The sequence below is a fragment of the Bowmanella sp. JS7-9 genome (genome assembly GCF_004329715.1).
In the GTDB taxonomy this organism is placed as follows: Bacteria; Pseudomonadota; Gammaproteobacteria; order Enterobacterales; family Alteromonadaceae; genus Pseudobowmanella; species Pseudobowmanella zhangzhouensis.
In genome coordinates, this window is the sequence record NZ_JXSY01000005.1 from 216,093 (window position 1) to 233,731 (window position 17,639).

10 protein-coding genes and 1 other annotated feature are annotated in these 17,639 nt (G+C 49.0%); of the genes, 7 read left to right on the top strand and 3 right to left on the bottom strand.

Going from position 1 to position 17,639, the window contains the following annotated elements; translation table 11 throughout:
• Window positions 1–432: 432 nt before the first annotated feature.
• The 3 genes from TK45_RS03540 to TK45_RS03550 form a co-directional block, all read right to left on the bottom strand.
• A complete protein-coding gene (locus TK45_RS03540; RefSeq protein WP_131257248.1) occupies window positions 433–954 on the bottom strand; it encodes a hypothetical protein in 522 nt (173 codons plus the stop codon).
• Between the two features lie 49 nt (window positions 955–1,003).
• Window positions 1,004–3,931, bottom strand: coding sequence for a TonB-dependent receptor (locus TK45_RS03545; protein WP_131257249.1), 2,928 nt, complete (start codon window positions 3,929–3,931; stop codon window positions 1,004–1,006).
• A 73-nt stretch (window positions 3,932–4,004) separates the two neighbouring features.
• On the bottom strand, window positions 4,005–6,671 hold the full coding sequence (locus TK45_RS03550; RefSeq protein ID WP_131257250.1) for a glycoside hydrolase family 16 protein: 2,667 nt from the start codon (window positions 6,669–6,671) through the stop codon (window positions 4,005–4,007).
• A gap of 458 nt (window positions 6,672–7,129) precedes the next feature.
• Between TK45_RS03550 and TK45_RS03555 the strand changes: the two genes are divergently transcribed.
• The 7 genes from TK45_RS03555 to hisG all read left to right on the top strand — a co-directional run bounded on the left by TK45_RS03555 (window position 7,130) and on the right by hisG (window position 17,637).
• Window positions 7,130–10,108: a TonB-dependent receptor gene (locus tag TK45_RS03555; RefSeq protein WP_131257251.1), complete on the top strand. Its 2,979-nt coding sequence runs from the start codon at window positions 7,130–7,132 to the stop codon at window positions 10,106–10,108.
• Between the two features lie 62 nt (window positions 10,109–10,170).
• Entirely contained in the window at window positions 10,171–11,709 is a 1,539-nt protein-coding gene (locus TK45_RS03560) for a tryptophan halogenase family protein (RefSeq protein WP_131257252.1), read from the top strand.
• Between the two features lie 7 nt (window positions 11,710–11,716).
• The gene (locus tag TK45_RS03565; protein ID WP_131257253.1) at window positions 11,717–12,427 is read left to right on the top strand and encodes a SapC family protein; all 711 of its coding nucleotides are present in this window, start codon (window positions 11,717–11,719) and stop codon (window positions 12,425–12,427) included.
• Entirely contained in the window at window positions 12,424–13,428 is a 1,005-nt protein-coding gene (locus TK45_RS03570; protein WP_131257254.1) for a cupin-like domain-containing protein, read from the top strand. The genes TK45_RS03565 and TK45_RS03570 overlap by 4 nt, the downstream gene beginning before the upstream one ends.
• Window positions 13,429–13,440: 12 nt before the next feature.
• Entirely contained in the window at window positions 13,441–14,931 is a 1,491-nt protein-coding gene (locus TK45_RS03575; protein WP_131257255.1) for a tryptophan halogenase family protein, read from the top strand.
• Between the two features lie 112 nt (window positions 14,932–15,043).
• Window positions 15,044–16,438 carry a M20/M25/M40 family metallo-hydrolase gene (locus TK45_RS03580; protein WP_131257256.1) on the top strand — a complete coding sequence of 465 codons (1,395 nt, stop codon included), beginning with the start codon at window positions 15,044–15,046 and terminating at the stop codon, window positions 16,436–16,438.
• Window positions 16,439–16,591: 153 nt separating this feature from the next.
• Window positions 16,592–16,708: a sequence feature (His leader region), on the top strand.
• 29 nt (window positions 16,709–16,737) lie between these two features.
• Window positions 16,738–17,637, top strand: a complete 900-nt coding sequence (gene hisG / locus TK45_RS03585) for an ATP phosphoribosyltransferase (protein WP_131257257.1) — start codon at window positions 16,738–16,740, stop codon at window positions 17,635–17,637.
• Window positions 17,638–17,639 lie beyond the last annotated feature (2 nt).

Sequence of the window (17,639 nt, forward strand, 5' to 3'; positions counted from 1 at the left end):
AAGCCCGCAGATATAAAGATTGAAAAAACTATTAAAACTATGCTCATTTCTTCTAACACCTAACGCCGCCATAAACAGCGAGCAACTTGTTGCGAGTCCAGTACGGCTTGACCCACGTGTTAAATAGCCTTGTTATGAGGATCTGCGCAAATGAAAAAACTTAAATAAAAAGGCCAAACTAAAACATATTAAACATAGACTTATTAAGCGATCAAAATTTGCTATTTGCCCGTTGTCAGGTGATGAAAAAGTGCCTAAGAAATATAAGCCGATTGTCCATCCAACCAAAATGGGGCTGAGCTTGTCAAACGCAAAATTAAATGCATTTTTGATGTCGTCTAACACTCTTTTGATCCTCATTACGCTTTAAACAGCGGAAAACACGAGCGTAGCGAATGGATTTCCGATGATTTAACTTATTATGTGACTTTGTCAAAGATTACTTTCTTTTGCGAAAGTAAGTTTGATTACTAAAGCGATAAGAATCAATACAGCCAAAATTGAAGTAGAAAAAACTAGGTAAATAATGCCAGTAATTATGCCAGCATCTAACTCGAAATTTATCGAATAGGCAAAAGCTAAAGAAATTGCCACACACAAAACTGTTAGCCTTTTCGCAGGAACTTGAGGAAATTTACCTATCCAATAGTTTGGAAAAGAAAGGATCGCCCAACAAGGAAGTGCACTTGTACTGATAAATATTGAAAAGAAAAGTATGGTGTACAGGCTATCCATGCCGCTATTCCTCAAGTCACATAACAATTTAATAGAGAGCGATTCGCTCCTTTTTCTGCTGGTGCGTCGCTCGTTTTTCTCCTTCCGCATTTTTAACAGATCCCGTAAGTGATTGCTATACGAGGGATTTTTATCGGTTTTGCCAACAAACGCATTGATCTCAAATAACGCCTGACGCTCCCAGCGGTCTTTGCGCCAAACTGGATATCGTGCCTGCATATAAAAAAGGCCGCTTAATGCGGCCTTTTGTTTTCACTCAACGAATTACTTAGTGAAAGGTGTAACGCGCACCCAGCACGTAACGCGGACCATACTGACGAGCAAACAAGAATTGCTCTTCAAAACGACCATAGCCACGCTCGGTTTCGTTATTGATGTTCACGCCTTCGAAGAATACCGTCAGGTTTTCATCAACGTCATAGTTGACGCTCATGTCCCACTGGCCAAAGGTATCAAATTGCGTTGCTGGATTATCCGCAGAGCCTTGTGACTGACCCATACCTACAACGTAATCGGAACGCCATGCGTACGTTACCTTAACTGACAGACCATCCTTCTCATAAAACGTCTGGAAGTTGGCAGAATCACTGATACCAACCAGCGGGTTCTGTGGGTTTAAATCATAAGGATCATATTCCACATCACCGCTAACCAGTGTGGCGTTCACACCTACACCAAACCCGGTATCACCGAAAGAATGTTGTACTGCTAATTCCACACCTTCTACTGTCTTACTGTCATTCAGGTTGCGTGGTTTACTAACCAGCCAGGTAATCAATGGATCGCCAGAAGTCGGCAGAATTTCATTGCTGGCGTTACCATACCCATTTGCGATGAGGTAATCATAAATCGCCGTATCCGTTGCCTGACCGCCATCAGCTTCGATAGCCGCAGCAGCTTCGTTCCAACGCGGACCTTTGTAGATATCGTAAAGGCCATCGAAGGTTTCTTCTGCCGCTTGCGTATCGATATAGTTTTTCACCGACTTACGGAACAAACCAATCGCTGCGTAGCTCGCTTCGTCGTAATACCACTCGAAGCTCAAATCCAGGTTGGTTGACTCATAAGGCAACAGTGACGTATTGCCTTCCGATACGGTGCGTGAACCTAGCTTAGGACTGCCGCTGAATGAACGGCCCCCCTGCAGCAAACCAATTGGTGCGCGAGTAATGGATTTACCCCAAGAGAAACGTGCAACCACGTCATCGGTCAAATCCACTTTAACGTCGAACATAGGCAGCAGGATGTCATACTTACCGGTAAAGTCTTGCAATACCAGATCCGGCTGGAATTCTGTAATCCACTCAGACGCAGCTACCCACTTAACTTGAACCGGTACACGTACTTCCGCAGAGCTTGGAACAGTGGTTTCTTCATAGCGCAGACCCGCGTTAACTTGCACTAGGCGGTCTTTAAGCGAGAATTCCCACTCCGATTGCACATAGAATGAATCGGTCGTTTCTTCCACCAAACTTTGCGAAGGTGCACCACTGTAGAAAGGGTCGATAGAATATTCGTTACCGCCCATCACATCGGCTGTCAAATAGTACAGCTGACGCGCAACCGCTTCGTCAAAGCTGAACGTGTAGTAATAGCCAGGATTGATTTCGCCATCAAACGCATCCAGCAATCCATCGGTATCATGACGGACAAACATGCTGTCTGGGAAAATTTCTGTGAATGACGGGCTGAACCCAGGACCACCACGCAGACCACTCCACGCGTTATAACCACTAAGGGTTTGTTCAGTGCGCGCCACACCAAAATCAACACGAATTAACGGTATATCAAAGCTGTTGTTATACCAGGTAGAGTCGATTTGTAGCTGTTGAATCTCAGCACGGCCAGGAGAACGAATAAACTGGCTAAAGTTCGAATCAATCTCACTCGCCATTAATTCATTAGTACCGTTATTCCAGTTAACAAAGAAGCTCGGAATATCACCGCTGCGGAAATCGTATACTTTTGACTCTAACTGGTTAGAACCGAGAATAACCTGACCGGCACTACCTAACCCTTTGTCCTTGCCATTGTCGATTTCATTGCTGGAGTCATGATAATCCAACGACACTTTCCAATCGTCGTTTACTTCCCAAACCAGATTCAAACCGACTGAGCGTGCTTTGACGTCGGTGGTGCCGCGGCTTGCAGTAAAACTGCCGTCATCACCACTGATATCGGCGTACAATGCGGTACCATTTTCATCTAACTCGTAAGAGTTAATGTTGGCACCGAAGTTATTCCAGATCCCCCAGCCAAACGTATTGGTTCCGGTCGTTGAATCCGATGTCGTGTAATCCAGCGTAGCGGTCACATTGTCAACCGGACGATACTGGAACGTCACCTGCGCATTGGTACGCTCGCGCTCAACGTCGTTGATGCTGTAGTTCATGTCTTTAGGGAAGAATGCCGCATTGGTAATTTTACTGCGGTTATCGATCACCATGGATGGGTCTAAATCTGGCAGATCATCATTTTCCTGCAGTACCCAGCCCTGAATGTTTGCTTCTTCGCGACGGAAAGAACGCTCCTGATGTGAGAACGATACACTCACGCCCATCTTGTCATCATTAAAGGTGTTGCTGTATACACCGGCGAACTCAGGCGTCACATCCTCCCCTGCTTCATTAGATGTGTCAAAAATACCTTTCGCAGAGAAAGAGTATTGTTGACCAGGCTTTTGCAGAGGGCGCGAAGTGATAATGTTCACCGTCGCACCTAACCCACCGCTGGGGTTCTCAGCGCGGGCAGTTTTTTGTAACTCCAGCGTAGAAACACCTTCAGACGACAGGTTTTCCAGGTTATACGAACGGGTAAAACCTGTGCCTGGCATCTGACGGCCATTTAGTGTGACCAGATTGAATTCCGGACCAAAACCTCGCACCGTGATCTGGCTACCTTCGCCGTTTGCACGGCTAATGGTTACACCCGTAATGCGTTGCAATGATTCCGCCAGGTTGGTGTCTGGGAATTTACCCAATTCTTCCGCTGAAATCGCATCGACGATACCAGAGGATTCACGTTTTAAATCTTGTGAGCGAATTAAACTTCCGCGAATACCGCGTACTTCAATTACTTCGGCCTCTTGGCCCTGTGCAGTTTCTGCCGGTGCTTCTTGTGCACTTGCCGGCAGAGTACCCATTAATACCGCCAGTGATGCGGCCAGTCGGGTTTTAGTAAAAATTTTAGTGTTCATGACTGCCTACTTATCTCTCAAATCTGTTTACGTTTGCGAGGGCCAGGCCCCCGCACCTGTTTACACAGCCGAATTAGAACGGCGCGATTGCCATGTTATCGATTTGATACACAGCGCCTTCGCCGGTGCCCCAAGCAGGGAACACCATGATGACGTCGATCGCCGTTACATCCAGACCAGCTGCCGCCAGAGCAGACAGAGAGAAGGTGTACGTCTGCCATTCACCTGTAACAGGATCGGCGCCTTCTGCACTGGTATTCAGATTTACTTCAACCGCGGTTGCACCGCCATCTGATTCAATCTTCAGCAGCCACGGAGCACTTGCATTGTTTGGCGCGCTAACTACTTTCATGTCGAAACGCACCACACCACCGTCAAGCAGAGCGGTTGCATCAATCGGCGCATCACCACCGCCAACCGCTGAACGGGTAATAATGCCCATTACAGTTGGCGCAGCACCGATAGCAAATTCCGCGACGTTACCATGTGCTTCATCGGCGGCAACGATTGCAGGTGTTGAGCCACCACAGCAGTCCCAAATTACCCACCCGTCACGCGCAGCCTCGTCGAACAGCGTAAAGCTGGGTGCCGTTTCATAGATTTTGGCGTTATCAATACGGTACACCGCACCTTCACCTTGACCCCAGCCCGGGAATACCATGATGACGTCAATGGCAGTCACATCCAGGCCCGCAGCTATCAGGTCTGTCAGTTTGAATGTGTAAGTTTGCCATTCACCAGCCACTGGAGAATGCCCTTCAACGCTGGCCGTTAACGGCAGTTCAACTGCGCTTGCTGCGTTGTCTGATTCCACTTTAAAGAACCACGGCGCGGCGGCATTATTCGGCAAGCTTACTGCGCGCATTTCAAACTGGATTACACCGTTTTCAATGATGCTGGTTGCATCAAATGGCTTGTTGCCACCACCGTTGTCCGGACGGGTAATGAAACCCATAACCGTTGGGTTTGCACCGATGCTGAATTCTGCCGTCAAGCCATGTGCTTCGTCATCCTGCGCTTCAACCGGCGTTGAACCACCACAACAATCCCACATTGGCCAGTCTGGGTTCATGCCATCTTCAAACAGAACCAGCGACGGTGATTCCTGCGAGATTGCAACATTGGCCACACGGTAGACCGCACCATCACCCGTTCCCCAGGCAGGGAAAATCATGATGACGTCAATGGCTGACACATCTAAACCTGCATCGGCTAACATTTGTAATGAGAACTCATAATGTTCCCACACGCCTGTTTCCGGCATGACTGCACCCTTGGCGGATGGGCCGACGTAGCCAGCAGATAAATCCAATTCAACTGCGGTTGCGCCTTCAGAACTTTCTACTTTGAACTTCCACACTGATGATGGATCATTCGGAGCACTCACCACCTTCATATCAAATTTGATACTGCCCTTTTCCAACATACCAGAGCCATCAAATGGCGCAGGCTGAGCTTCCGGGTCGGTGATAAAGGCAGAGCGGCTAATAAAGCCCATTACGGTAGGTGCACCGCCAATGGAAAACTCAACCACTTCACCCTGCTCGGCATCAGTTACCAGTGCAGGCGTAGAACCACCGCAACAATCCCATGCAGGCCAGCTTGGATTCACCGCACCGTCAAAGATGGTCAGATTGGTAGCGCCACCGACTGAAGGCGGAGACGGGATAGGCGCAGCGCCTTCCAGCAATGCATCATCATAACTTGCATAGCCCGGACGAATCGTTTCACAGCCTTTACCCGTCATCGGATCGACTGAACATTCGTATACACGAACATAATCGATTTCAAACGACTGACCTTGCGCAAATGCGTCCGCGTCAATACCAGTTTCGTTGACATTAATTGGCCAGTCCCCGCCAACTGCCAAATTCAGGATCAGGTAGAAATCCTGATCAAACGGCGCGCTGTCCCAATGTGTGGTTAATTCACCTGAAGCCTGGTCAAAATATTCTGCAAACCAGCCACGGTGTGCCAATCCGCTTGCTTCACCTTTGCTGTTGTAACGCACTTCAGATTGACGCTGAGTCGCATAAAGGTAGCCATCCATATACCAACGGATTTCCCCTTCCTGCCATTCGATTGCATAGGTATGGAAATCATCAGCTGGGTTGGTAGCCGGTGTGTAAGCCTTTCCGGTAATTTTATGACCCTGTGCATCTGGACCAGAGCCATAGTGCAGCGTGCCGTATATGCGGGTTTCAGGCGCATCTAAATCTGCTGCATAGGCTTTAAGGTTTACCGCTTCCATGATGTCGATTTCACCCGACTTCGGCCAACCACCGTACAATTCGTCGGTAGGCATCATCCAAAACGCCGGCCAACTGCCCTGTCCTGAGGGCAATTTGGCGCGCATTTCGATACGGCCATATTGAAAATCGGCTTTATAGCGTGTTTGCAAACGCGCAGAGGTGTACGGTTTTTCCGCGCCTTCCTCGGCAGGTAACGCAACGATGTTTAACGTACCGTTGGCGATAAATGAATTATCCGCGCTGTCGGTATAGCACTGGGATTCGTTATTACCGCCACCAGCGCAATTGACTTCATGTGTCCATTTCTTGGCATCAATGCTAGTCCCATCAAACTCGTCACTCCACACTAATTGCCAGTCTGATACCGGCTCAGCGGGATTAACAATCTCCAGGTTAGTATTTGTTGTGGCTCCCCCGCCACAGCCCAGTAAAGTTGCCGTCGAAAGTGTGGCAAAAATACGGGAAAGTTGAGTTGCTGCGTGTTTCATTCTTTCAGCCCCGATACGTTAAATCGTCTGCGCAAACCAGTATAGCCAGCATGCACAATTTTTCTGTAAGCGCTTACAGTTGAACCTCATCATAATGTAAGCGCTTACACAAAGCTAGCGTTTCACCACCAAAACAACAACAAATTGTTCATAAAAGGTACAAAGTGTTAACAACTCTTTCGTCGTAAGAATAAATTTTTTCGCTTCTGAATTAACCAACACGTGGATTGCACCAATCCTCATCGCACAAGTGAACATGTAGATTACAGGTAATTAATCCAGACAAATTTAAGTTAAATAAATGTAACAATTGTAATTAATAGTTGATGTTCTTGATGAGATCTCATAGATTGGTGTAAGCGCTTTCATTTCGAGCGTTTGTTTTGTCAAACAAATGTAAGCGCTTTCACCACATAAATCATAACAATTTCAGGCGGCCGTTCGGGGAGAACACACTGATGAAAACATTTATGTTTAAACGCAAACCACTTGCAACAAGTATGTCGCTGATTCTCGGCGCTACCAGCATGCTGAGTGCTCAGGCTTTTGCGCAAGAGCAAGAGAATGCGGAGAAAAAAGATACAGCCATTGAGGTGATCTCCGTAAAAGGTATTAAAGGCAGTTTGATCAAAGCGATGGACATAAAACGCGAATCTCAAGGGATCGTGGATGCCATCACTGCAGAAGACATGGGTAAGTTCCCAGATACTAACCTGGCTGAGTCACTGCAACGTATCACCGGTGTATCTATCGACCGTTCAAATGGTGAAGGTAGCCGGATTACCGTTCGCGGTTTGGGCCCAGACTACAACCTGGTTACACTGAACGGCCGCCATATGCCAGCTTCTTCACTGGAAGCGACCAACGCGTCTTCATCGCGTTCATATGATTTTGCCAACATCGCTTCAGAAGGCATTGCCGGCGTTGAAGTATTCAAAACCGGTCGCTCTGACGTATCTACCGGTGGTATGGGTGCAACGGTTAATATCGTTACGACCAAGCCATTAAACGATCCGGGTATGAAAGCTACCTTTGGTGTTAAGGGTGTTATTGACCAGTCTTCTGACGAAGGCGATAGCATCACCCCGGAATTCTCTGGTTTATACAGCAACACCTTTGCTGACGACACATTCGGTGTGGCGTTATCAGGCTCTTACCAGGAGCGCCAAAGCGGCAACGCACAGGCTAACGTAGGTGGATGGCGTACTTTCCCGGGTAACATCAATGGTTACGACTGGGGTGGCGGCAATGCTGACTGGGGTGGTTTAATCCCGGATGGCGAAAATGCGTATCAGAATTACCCGGCTACAACGGATGTATATTCTGTACCACAAAGCCTGGGCTATGCATTCCACGAAGTTAAACGTGTACGTACCAATGGTCAGTTGACGCTGCAATATCAACCAAATGATGCGCTGCGTACTACCCTGGATTACACCTACGCCAAAAACGAAGTAAATGACCGTTACAATGACGTGTCTGCCTGGTTCAACTTCGGTCCATCGACTGGTGTATTCTCTGATGGTCCGGTTGTCGCTCCATTAGTTTACTCTGAAGCCTTTGGCGCCCCTGGCGATTTGGCAATGGGTGCAGGTAACTACTCTACCGTTAACGAAAACAAATCATTAGGCTTTAATGCAGCTTATAAGGTTAACGACAACCTGAAACTGGAACTGGACGTGCATGATTCATCTGCCACTTCCAGCCCGGACAGCCCATATGGCAGCAACAACACCATGGGTACTGCGACCTGGGTACGTGCGGTAACCACTGCCTACTTTGATACGCCGCTGCCTGTACTGGAAATCACCTATCCGGATGGTTTCAACGGTATTCAGGCTGCTGATATGCGTATTACTGGTAGCTCATTCCGTAACAGCCAGATGCGCAGTGACGTCTCTCAGTACCAATTGAAAGGTAACTATGCATTTGACGAAGGGATCGTAACCAGTATCGACTTCGGCGTAGGTAATGTAGAAGTGAAAAACCGCTCTGCATTCTCTAACGTGCAACAGGACAACTGGGGTGGTTTAGGTGACGCGGGCGACATTCCGCTGGATGCCTTCACACTGGATACCATCAGCGACAAATTTGATGTCGCTGGAGCGAATGCTCCGGGAATGCTCGAAGAATTCTTCAGATGGGATTTCGATCAGTTACGCGCCATTGCCGACTCTACTTACGGTGCATTAGGCTCAGTAGGTGATTGTGGCACTTCATTCTGTGCCTCATCTAACATGACAACAGACCGTCGTACTACAGAAGACTCCACGTCTGCCTATGTACAGGTCAACATGGAAGGTGAAGCTGGCGACATGATGTGGAACCTGTCAGCAGGTCTGCGTTATGAGCAAACAGACGTAGTTTCTCGTGCTTTAGTACCTACCTACAGCAATATTGCCTGGGCAGGTGACAATGAGTTCAATCTGGTTGCAACAGGTGATCAAGAGTTTACTGAGCTCAAAGGCGACTATAGCAACTTGCTGCCAAGCATCGATTTCAGCATTGATCTGACTGACGATATGAAACTCCGTGCTTCATACAGCAAGACAATTGCTCGTCCGTCTTACTCTGCGATTCAGGGTGGCCAAACTATCAACTCGCTGGTTCGTATTGATGGCGGTACCGGTGCACGTGGTAACCCGGGTCTGAAACCACTTGAGTCAAATAACTTTGACGTATCATTTGAGTGGTATTACGCCGAAGGTAGCTACCTGTCTGCTGGTTACTTCCGTAAAGATACTTCTAACTGGATTGGTTACACCACAGTTGAAGAACAGACGTTCAGTCTGCCTCACCCAGCGCAAGGCTCACGTTATGCTGAGGCTGTTGCAAATGGTGCGGTAGGTAACACTGAAATCCGTCAATACATCATCGATAACTATCCTGAGACGGTAGATGCCAATGGCTTTATCCTCGGCGTAGCCGGTGATGATGCGGTTGCCACTTTCGACATTACTGTTCCGGTTAACTCCGACGACTACGTGATCGATGGATGGGAATTAGCCGTTCAGCACATCTTCGGTGACACTGGCTTCGGCGTAATTGCCAACATGACAGTGGTTGACAGCGATGCGGCATACGATAATACCAGCCGTGGCGAGCAATTCGCTGTGTTGGGATTAAGCGACTCGGCTAACCTGATCGGTTTCTATGATAAAGACGGTATTCAGGTTCGTTTAGCGTACAACACGCGTGATACCTTCCTGGCGTCAACCGTGAACGCGTTAGGCTTGCAAAACCCGATCGCCGTTGGAGATTACGCACAGTGGGATATGAACGCCAGCTATGAGTATTCAGAGAATCTGTCGTTCTTTATCGAAGGTATTAACCTGACCGACGAGTATGTTCGCAGTCATGAGCGTAATTCATTGCAGCTCAACAACCTGACGCAAACAGGCCGTCGCTTCAACATTGGCGCGAGATACACTTTCTAATCTCGCCAAGTGTGGTACAAAGTAGCCACGTATGTGGCTACTTCTTTTTCTGAGTTTGAGTTATGCGTAGTATGCAAAGCCAAATTGTCATTGTCGGTGGTGGATCTGCTGGTTGGTTGACGGCTGGTGTGCTTGCGTCAGAATTCAAACACACCCCTGATATCAACATTACGCTGATTGAATCGTCCGATGTGCCTACCATAGGCGTTGGCGAAGGCACCTGGCCATCCATGCGTGCAACGCTGGAACGAATTGGCCTCAGCGAAAATGCTCTGATCCAACACTGTAACGCCACGTTTAAACAAGGCTCATTATTCCGTCAATGGCGCAATAACTCGCCGCAAGACCGTTATCACCACCCGTTTACTGCGCCGCAGGCCAGCAATCAGTTTGATCTGGCACCCCATTGGCTGCCGTTTGCTGAGCAAGTACCTTTTGCGTTCGCAATGAGCACGCAACCGGCAATGATCGAAGCTGGACGTGGCCCCAAAAACATCAGTACGCCACAATACGCCTTTGTGCAGAACTACGGCTATCACCTCGATGCCGGCAAGTTTGTCTCATTGCTCAAACAACACTGCGTAACACAACTTGGCGTGCGTCATATTGTTGATAACGTAACGGATGTTGTTGGTGATAAAGACGACGTCATTCAACAGGTGATGACCGAAAAAAATGGTGCCGTCTGCGGCGAATTATTTATCGACTGCAGCGGTTTTGCCGCGTTACTGATCGAAAAACATTACGGCATTAAACTGCACAAGCAAGATCATGTACTTTTCAATGATAACGCATTGGCAGTACAGGTGCCCTACGCTGCTGACGATACGCCCATCGCCAGCGCGACCTTATCAACGGCACAAACCGCGGGCTGGATTTGGGATATTGGCCTGCAAACCCGGCGTGGTGTGGGCTACGTATATTCCTCTGCACATTCGAGTTCAGACGAAGCCATGCAGACCCTTGACCGCTATTTGGGCGGCTTGCCTGCCGACAGCCGGGTGAGAGAAATTCCGATTGTTCCTGGTTACCGCGAGGTGTTCTGGCACCATAACTGTGTCGCTGTGGGATTGTCAGCCGGATTTATCGAACCATTAGAAGCGTCAGCACTGGTATTAATCGAATTGGCGGCCAGCTTTATCGCTGAGCAACTGCCGTTTGATAGCCACAGTATGAAAACCGTCAGCCAACGTTACAATCAGACGTTTACGTATCGCTGGCAACGCATTATTGAATTTTTAAAACTGCACTATGTACTATCGTCACGGGACGACAGCGATTACTGGCGAGACAATCGCGCGGCGAGTAGTCAGCCAGAATCTTTACAGGCATTACTAGCATTGTGGCAAACCCAGTGCCCTAGCCGTTATGACTTTCCAATGGCGGAAGAAATGTTTCCGGCCGCAAGCTACCAATATATTTATTACGGCATGGGAGGCCAATCCCATCTGCCACCTAAAGCCTCGATTGCGCGTTACGCCGAGCGAGCCATGCAGGAATTTAGTCAGGTGCGACAGCAATCCGCTAACCTGGCCCGACAACTACCTTCTCATCGCGAGCTGATTGAAAAAATCGCCGCTTATGGACTTCAAAAAATTTAGGATGCTTATGAACAACGCCACAATCCAAGCTTTGAATAATGTCGACCATAAAGATCTGAAAGTGATCACGCATCCAGGCGCAGCCTACGGTGATGCGGTCATGCTGTCACTGGTTGTGTTACCTGAATTTCGTCATGCACAAAGCGTTTATCCGTTGGTGTTTCATAAAAACCCACAAACGGGAGAGTTTTACCCCGTTGCGCTATTTGGATTCAGCGACAGAGAAAATCTGTTTTTACATGGAGATCAATGGGCAGCGGGCTACGTGCCTTTGTATCAACAGCGAGGCCCATTTTTAATTGGTCAGAATAATGGTCAACAAACTGTGCACATCAACGTGGATCACCCACGGATCAGCAAGGATGAGGGTGAGCCATTATTTCTGGAATTAGGTGGTCATGCTCCGTTGCTGGAAAAAGTGATTAACTTGCTCGACACCTTGCATCATGGCATCAGCATGAACAAAGCCTTTATCGAAGCCTTACTCAAGCATGAATTAATTGAGTCTTTCTCATTAGATGTCTCGCTGAATAACGGCCAAAAACATCAGTTGCTCGGGTTTTATACCATTAACGAAGATAAACTAAATGGCCTCGATGGGGCGGCACTGGGCGAGTTGAGTGCGGCCGGCCATTTAGAGCCAATTTATATGATGTTGGCGTCGCAGGCGCAATTTTCTAATCTGCTTGCAATGAAAAATCGTCAGGCTCAGGCATGACACAAAAGTCCGCCATCAGAGAGATTACAGGTACAACGCTGGCGTCTTTAACGCCGGCTGACGTGGCAGGTGATCGTCCTGTTGTATGGCGTAATTTGGCCAATGACTGGCCTGTGATTCAACAGGCTCGTGAGTCAGATGCCGATTTTATTGCGACCCTGTGTAGTTACGACGCCGGTCTACCGATTACCTTGTACCGCGCTGATGCCAGCGCGGATGGCCGGATCTTTTATAACGATGATATGACGGGGTTCAATTTTAGTCCCGAGCATGCCTCGTTTGCCGAATTCACTGCGCAACTTCTGAATCCAAAGGAAGCCAATGACACGCTGTATATGGGCTCTACCATGCTCAGCCGTTGGTTTCCGGCATTTAGTCAGGCTAATCCGCTGCCTTTGGCATCATTGCATCCGCTGGTAAGTTTGTGGGTTGGTAACCAAAGCCATGTGGCTGCGCACTTCGACTTCCCGGATAATCTGGCAATTGTGATTGCCGGCCGTCGACGGTTTACCCTGTTTCCACCAGAGCAGGTCAGCAATCTTTATATTGGGCCGCTGGAGTTCACCCCTGCAGGTCAACCGATCAGCCTGGTCGATGCCAGAAATCCAGATTTCACGCGTTTTCCACGATATAAAACCGCCCTGGAACACGCCATCACCGTTGAACTTGAACCCGGCGATGCGCTGTATATTCCCAGCATGTGGTGGCATCAGGTGGAAAGCCTTGCGCCGGTAAACGGCTTAGTGAATTTTTGGTGGCGCAGTACGCCACATTTCTTAGGCAATCCATTTGATGCCTTACGCCATTGTTTGCTTTCCGTTGGGCAGTTGCCAGCACATCAACGGCTAGCATGGCAGGCGATGTTTGAGCATTTTGTGTTTAACCGCGCGGACGATACCTTTGCCCATATCCCTGAGCACAACAGAGGCGCAGTGGGTGAGATAGATGAAACAACCGCACGACGCTTACGTGCCGATCTGTTAAATAAATTTAATCGCTAGAGTGATGCCACTATGACCATGCACACCATAAAACGAATCATAATTGCCGGCGGGGGTACCGCAGGCTGGATGGCCGCCGCGTCATTCGGAAAATTACTGGGCAAAACCTTAGATATTACCCTGGTCGAGTCGGACGAAATTGGTACCGTAGGCGTTGGCGAAGCAACCATTCCACCGCTATTGACCTTGCATAAACTGCTGAATATTAATGAGCAGGAATTTATGGCCGCGACCAATGCCACATTTAAATTAGGGATCTCTTTTGAAAATTGGCGCAATGTTGACGAGGACTATATTCACTCATTTGGCACAACAGGCAAGGATTGCTGGGCAGCCGGATTTCAACACTTCTGGATGAAAGGCCAGCAATTAGGCATTGCTGCAGAATACGGCGATTATTGCCCAGAATTGATTGCCGCGCAGCAGAACAAATTCGCGTTATTGAATAATCACAGCATCAATTATGCCTATCATCTGGATGCGACTCGCTACGCAGGCTTTTTGCGCAAAATTGCAGAAATGCACGGTGTTAAGCGGGTTGAAGGCAAAATCGACAAAGTGCACAAGTGTCAGGACAGCGGCAATATTACTGCCTTACAACTGCAATCGGGTCAGATAATTGAAGGTGACCTTTTTATCGATTGCACCGGCTTTCGTGCACTGCTGATTGAACAGGCTTTGCATGTAGGGTATGACGACTGGACGCATATTTTGCCCTGCGACTCAGCATTGGCGGTGCAGACCACATCCGTAGAAGAGCCAATTCCTTATACTCGTTCTATTGCTCATGAATGGGGCTGGCAGTGGAAAATACCCCTGCAAAACCGGGTTGGTAACGGCGTGGTTTACTGCAGTAAATACGTATCCGACGATGAGGCCAAAGCGCGCTTACTGGCAAGTGTCACAGGCGACTGTTTGACAGAACCCCGCCTGATTAAATTTAAAACCGGGCAACGTCGCAAACACTGGCATAAGAACTGTGTGGCAATCGGATTATCCTCTGGGTTTATTGAGCCCCTCGAGTCCACCAGTATTCATTTAATCCAGCGCAGCATTGTAAGACTGCTGCAAATGCTGCCTTACAACCAGATCGAGCAAAGCGACATTGATGAGTTCAATCAACAGACCGAACACGAAGTGAATAACATTCGGGACTTCATCGTATTGCACTATCACGTCACTAATCGCAGTGACAGCCCATTTTGGAATCACTGTCGTAATATGGATATCCCTGCGTCTCTGCAACATCGTATCGACCTGTTTAAGCGTACCGGCCGGGTCTTCAAAGTGCCGAATGAACTGTTTGGCGAAAATTCCTGGGTGCAGGTGATGCTGGGACAAGGGCTGTTACCTGAGCAATATCACCCGATCGTCGACATGATGAGTGAACAAGAATTGGATGAATTTTTGAAACACATTCAATCCAATGTGCAACGCCTGGTTGCGCAACTCCCTAGTCATCAGACATTTATTCAACATTATTGCCCTACCCGCGTCGCCTGACGCGGGTTTTCCTCGTTTCGTCCACTAACAGAAAATTTCCGACTAATTTGGCTACGCTGACACGTCAGCGCCTGTTAGCATGCTTGGCAAATAACAACATCAGGGAATACTCATGAACCGAATGTCTTTTCGTCCGGCACTGTTGTGTCTGGCCTTGCTGGGGCTAAATGCCAACGCTGCACTGACACCAGAACAAACCGCCACATTGGACAAACTCCATCAGCACGTCAGTCAACACACCCAAAGCTATTCGCTGGTTGAGTCACTGACCACCGAAGTGGGCCACCGTATGGCGGGATCCGAAGGCGATCGTAAAGCCGTGGCTTGGGCGATGGACATGATGCAGGGGCTGGGCTTTGACAAAGTATGGAAAGAGCCATTCGAGGTTCATCCCTGGACCCGCGGTGATTTATCTATCCAAATCAGTGGCCCTTATCCACACACGCTGGAAGGCCTGGCCTTAGGTGGTAGCGTGGGTACGGACGGCAACACCCTCAACGCAGAGGTGGTGTATTTCCCTGATTTCGCAGCACTAAAAGACGCCAGACCGGGCAGCCTGGACGGTAAAATCGCTTATGTCGGTTTTCGTATGAGCCGCCATAAAGATGGCCATGGTTATGGTGAGGCAGTAGGTGCCCGTGGTGCTGGTGCATCAGTTGCGGCGGAAAAAGGTGCAATTGCATTTGTCTTACGTTCAGTCGGGACCGATAACAACCGCCATGGCCATACCGGCATGATGCGCTATCAGGATGGGGTTGCCCGTATTCCGGCTGTGGCAATTTCTAACCCGGATGCAGACCTGTTGGAAAATCAACTTAAACGCGGCCAACCAGTGCAACTTAGCCTAAACGTTGGGGCGAAACGTCATGACGACCAAAGCGTGACGTCTTATAACGTGATGGGTGAAATCACCGGTAGTGAATTTCCCGAGCAAATCATTGCACTTGGCGCGCACCTGGACAGCTGGGATGTAGGTACCGGTGCCGTCGATGACGGCTTGGGTGTGGGTATGACAATCAGCGCAGCGCATCAGGTGGCGTCGTTCACCGGGCGACCAAAACGCACCATCCGTGTGATTCTGTTTGGAGCAGAAGAAGTCGGTCTGTTAGGTGCCCGCGCCTATGTGGCCGCCCACAAAGATGAGCTTGCCAATCACCAGATGGGCTTTGAATGGGATTTTGGTAACGGCAATATTTACCAGATGACGCCGGGCGTTGGCCCTATGGCACTGGCACACATACAGGACTTTGCCGACTATCTGGCGAAGCTCGGCATTTCTCTTAGCGCCCGCAATGATGCCAAAGGTCAGTCAGACATGAGTGCACTGGGTTACTCAGGCGTACCTGCGGTAAACTTTGCGCCGGATGGCAGCGACTACTTCGACTGGCACCATACGCCTAACGACACCCTGGATAAGGTCGACCCAGAGGCACTGAAATTCAACACCTCTGTGTTTAGCCTGTTTACCTGGTTTGCTGCCAATCACCCATTTGACTTCAGGCAGTAAATCACATTACCCCGATGCACTCGGGCATCGGGGCCGCTCCCTTTTTGACTGCGCTCGCAAAAATAAGCGGTTGCAATTTGCTTATGATTTGGTTAGCTTTGACCCCACTAATTTATTAAACGAATTCAATGTGCTGAACCTGAAACGCAATTTCCACCATCACCATCATCAAGCATAACCTTTCAGGTTCGTGCTGGAAGGTCTATGGATGCCTTTCAGCGGAACAGTGTTACAGCTAAACCCCCGGAAGGCCTCCGGGGGTTTTTCGTTTTAAGGCTGTAACAAATAAGGGCAAATCCATGACAGATAAAAATCGACTTCGCATTGCGGTACAAAAATCCGGACGTTTAAACGAAGGCAGCATGAAGCTGCTAAAAGCCATTGGCGTCAAACTCTCTATTCGCGACCGTCTGCTGATTGCCCACTCCACTAACCTGCCTATCGACCTGTTGCAGGTACGCGATGACGATATCCCAGGGCTGGTCATGGATGGTGTGGTTGATCTGGGCTTTATCGGTGAGAACGAGCTCGAAGAAAAAGCACTGGAACGCGCGGCAGCTGGCAAAGCGTCCGACTATGACGTGCTAACCAAGCTGGATTTTGGTGACTGTCGCCTGTCTATCGCCGTACCAAAAGAAATGTCCTATGCCGGACCACAGGATTTGGCCGGCTGCAACGTCGCCACTACCTACCCTTACTTACTGGAGCGTTTCTTTAAACAGCAAGGCGTCAATGCCACCGCACTGATGCTGACCGGTTCGGTGGAAGTGGCACCTCGCGCTGGCCTGGCCGAAGCCATTTGCGATCTGGTATCAACCGGCGCCACGTTGGAAGCCAACGGTCTGGTAGAAGTGCAGGAAATATTTCAATCCAAAGCCGTGCTGATTCAGCGCAAAGGCGACATGCCGGTGGCCAAACAGGCGCTGATCGATAAGCTGATGCCGCGTATTGCCGGTGTGATGCAGGCCAAAGAGTCCAAATACATCATGCTGCATGCACCAAAAGATAAACTCACCGAAGTCACCGCTCTGTTGCCGGGTGCAGAAAATCCAACCCTGTTGCCGCTGGCCAATTGCGAAAATACCGTGGCGATGCATGTGGTGTGCACCGAGACTCTGTTCTGGGAAACCATGGAAAAACTCAAAGCCCTGGGCTGCAGTTCTATCCTGGTCATGCCCATTGAGAAGATGATGGGGTAAAG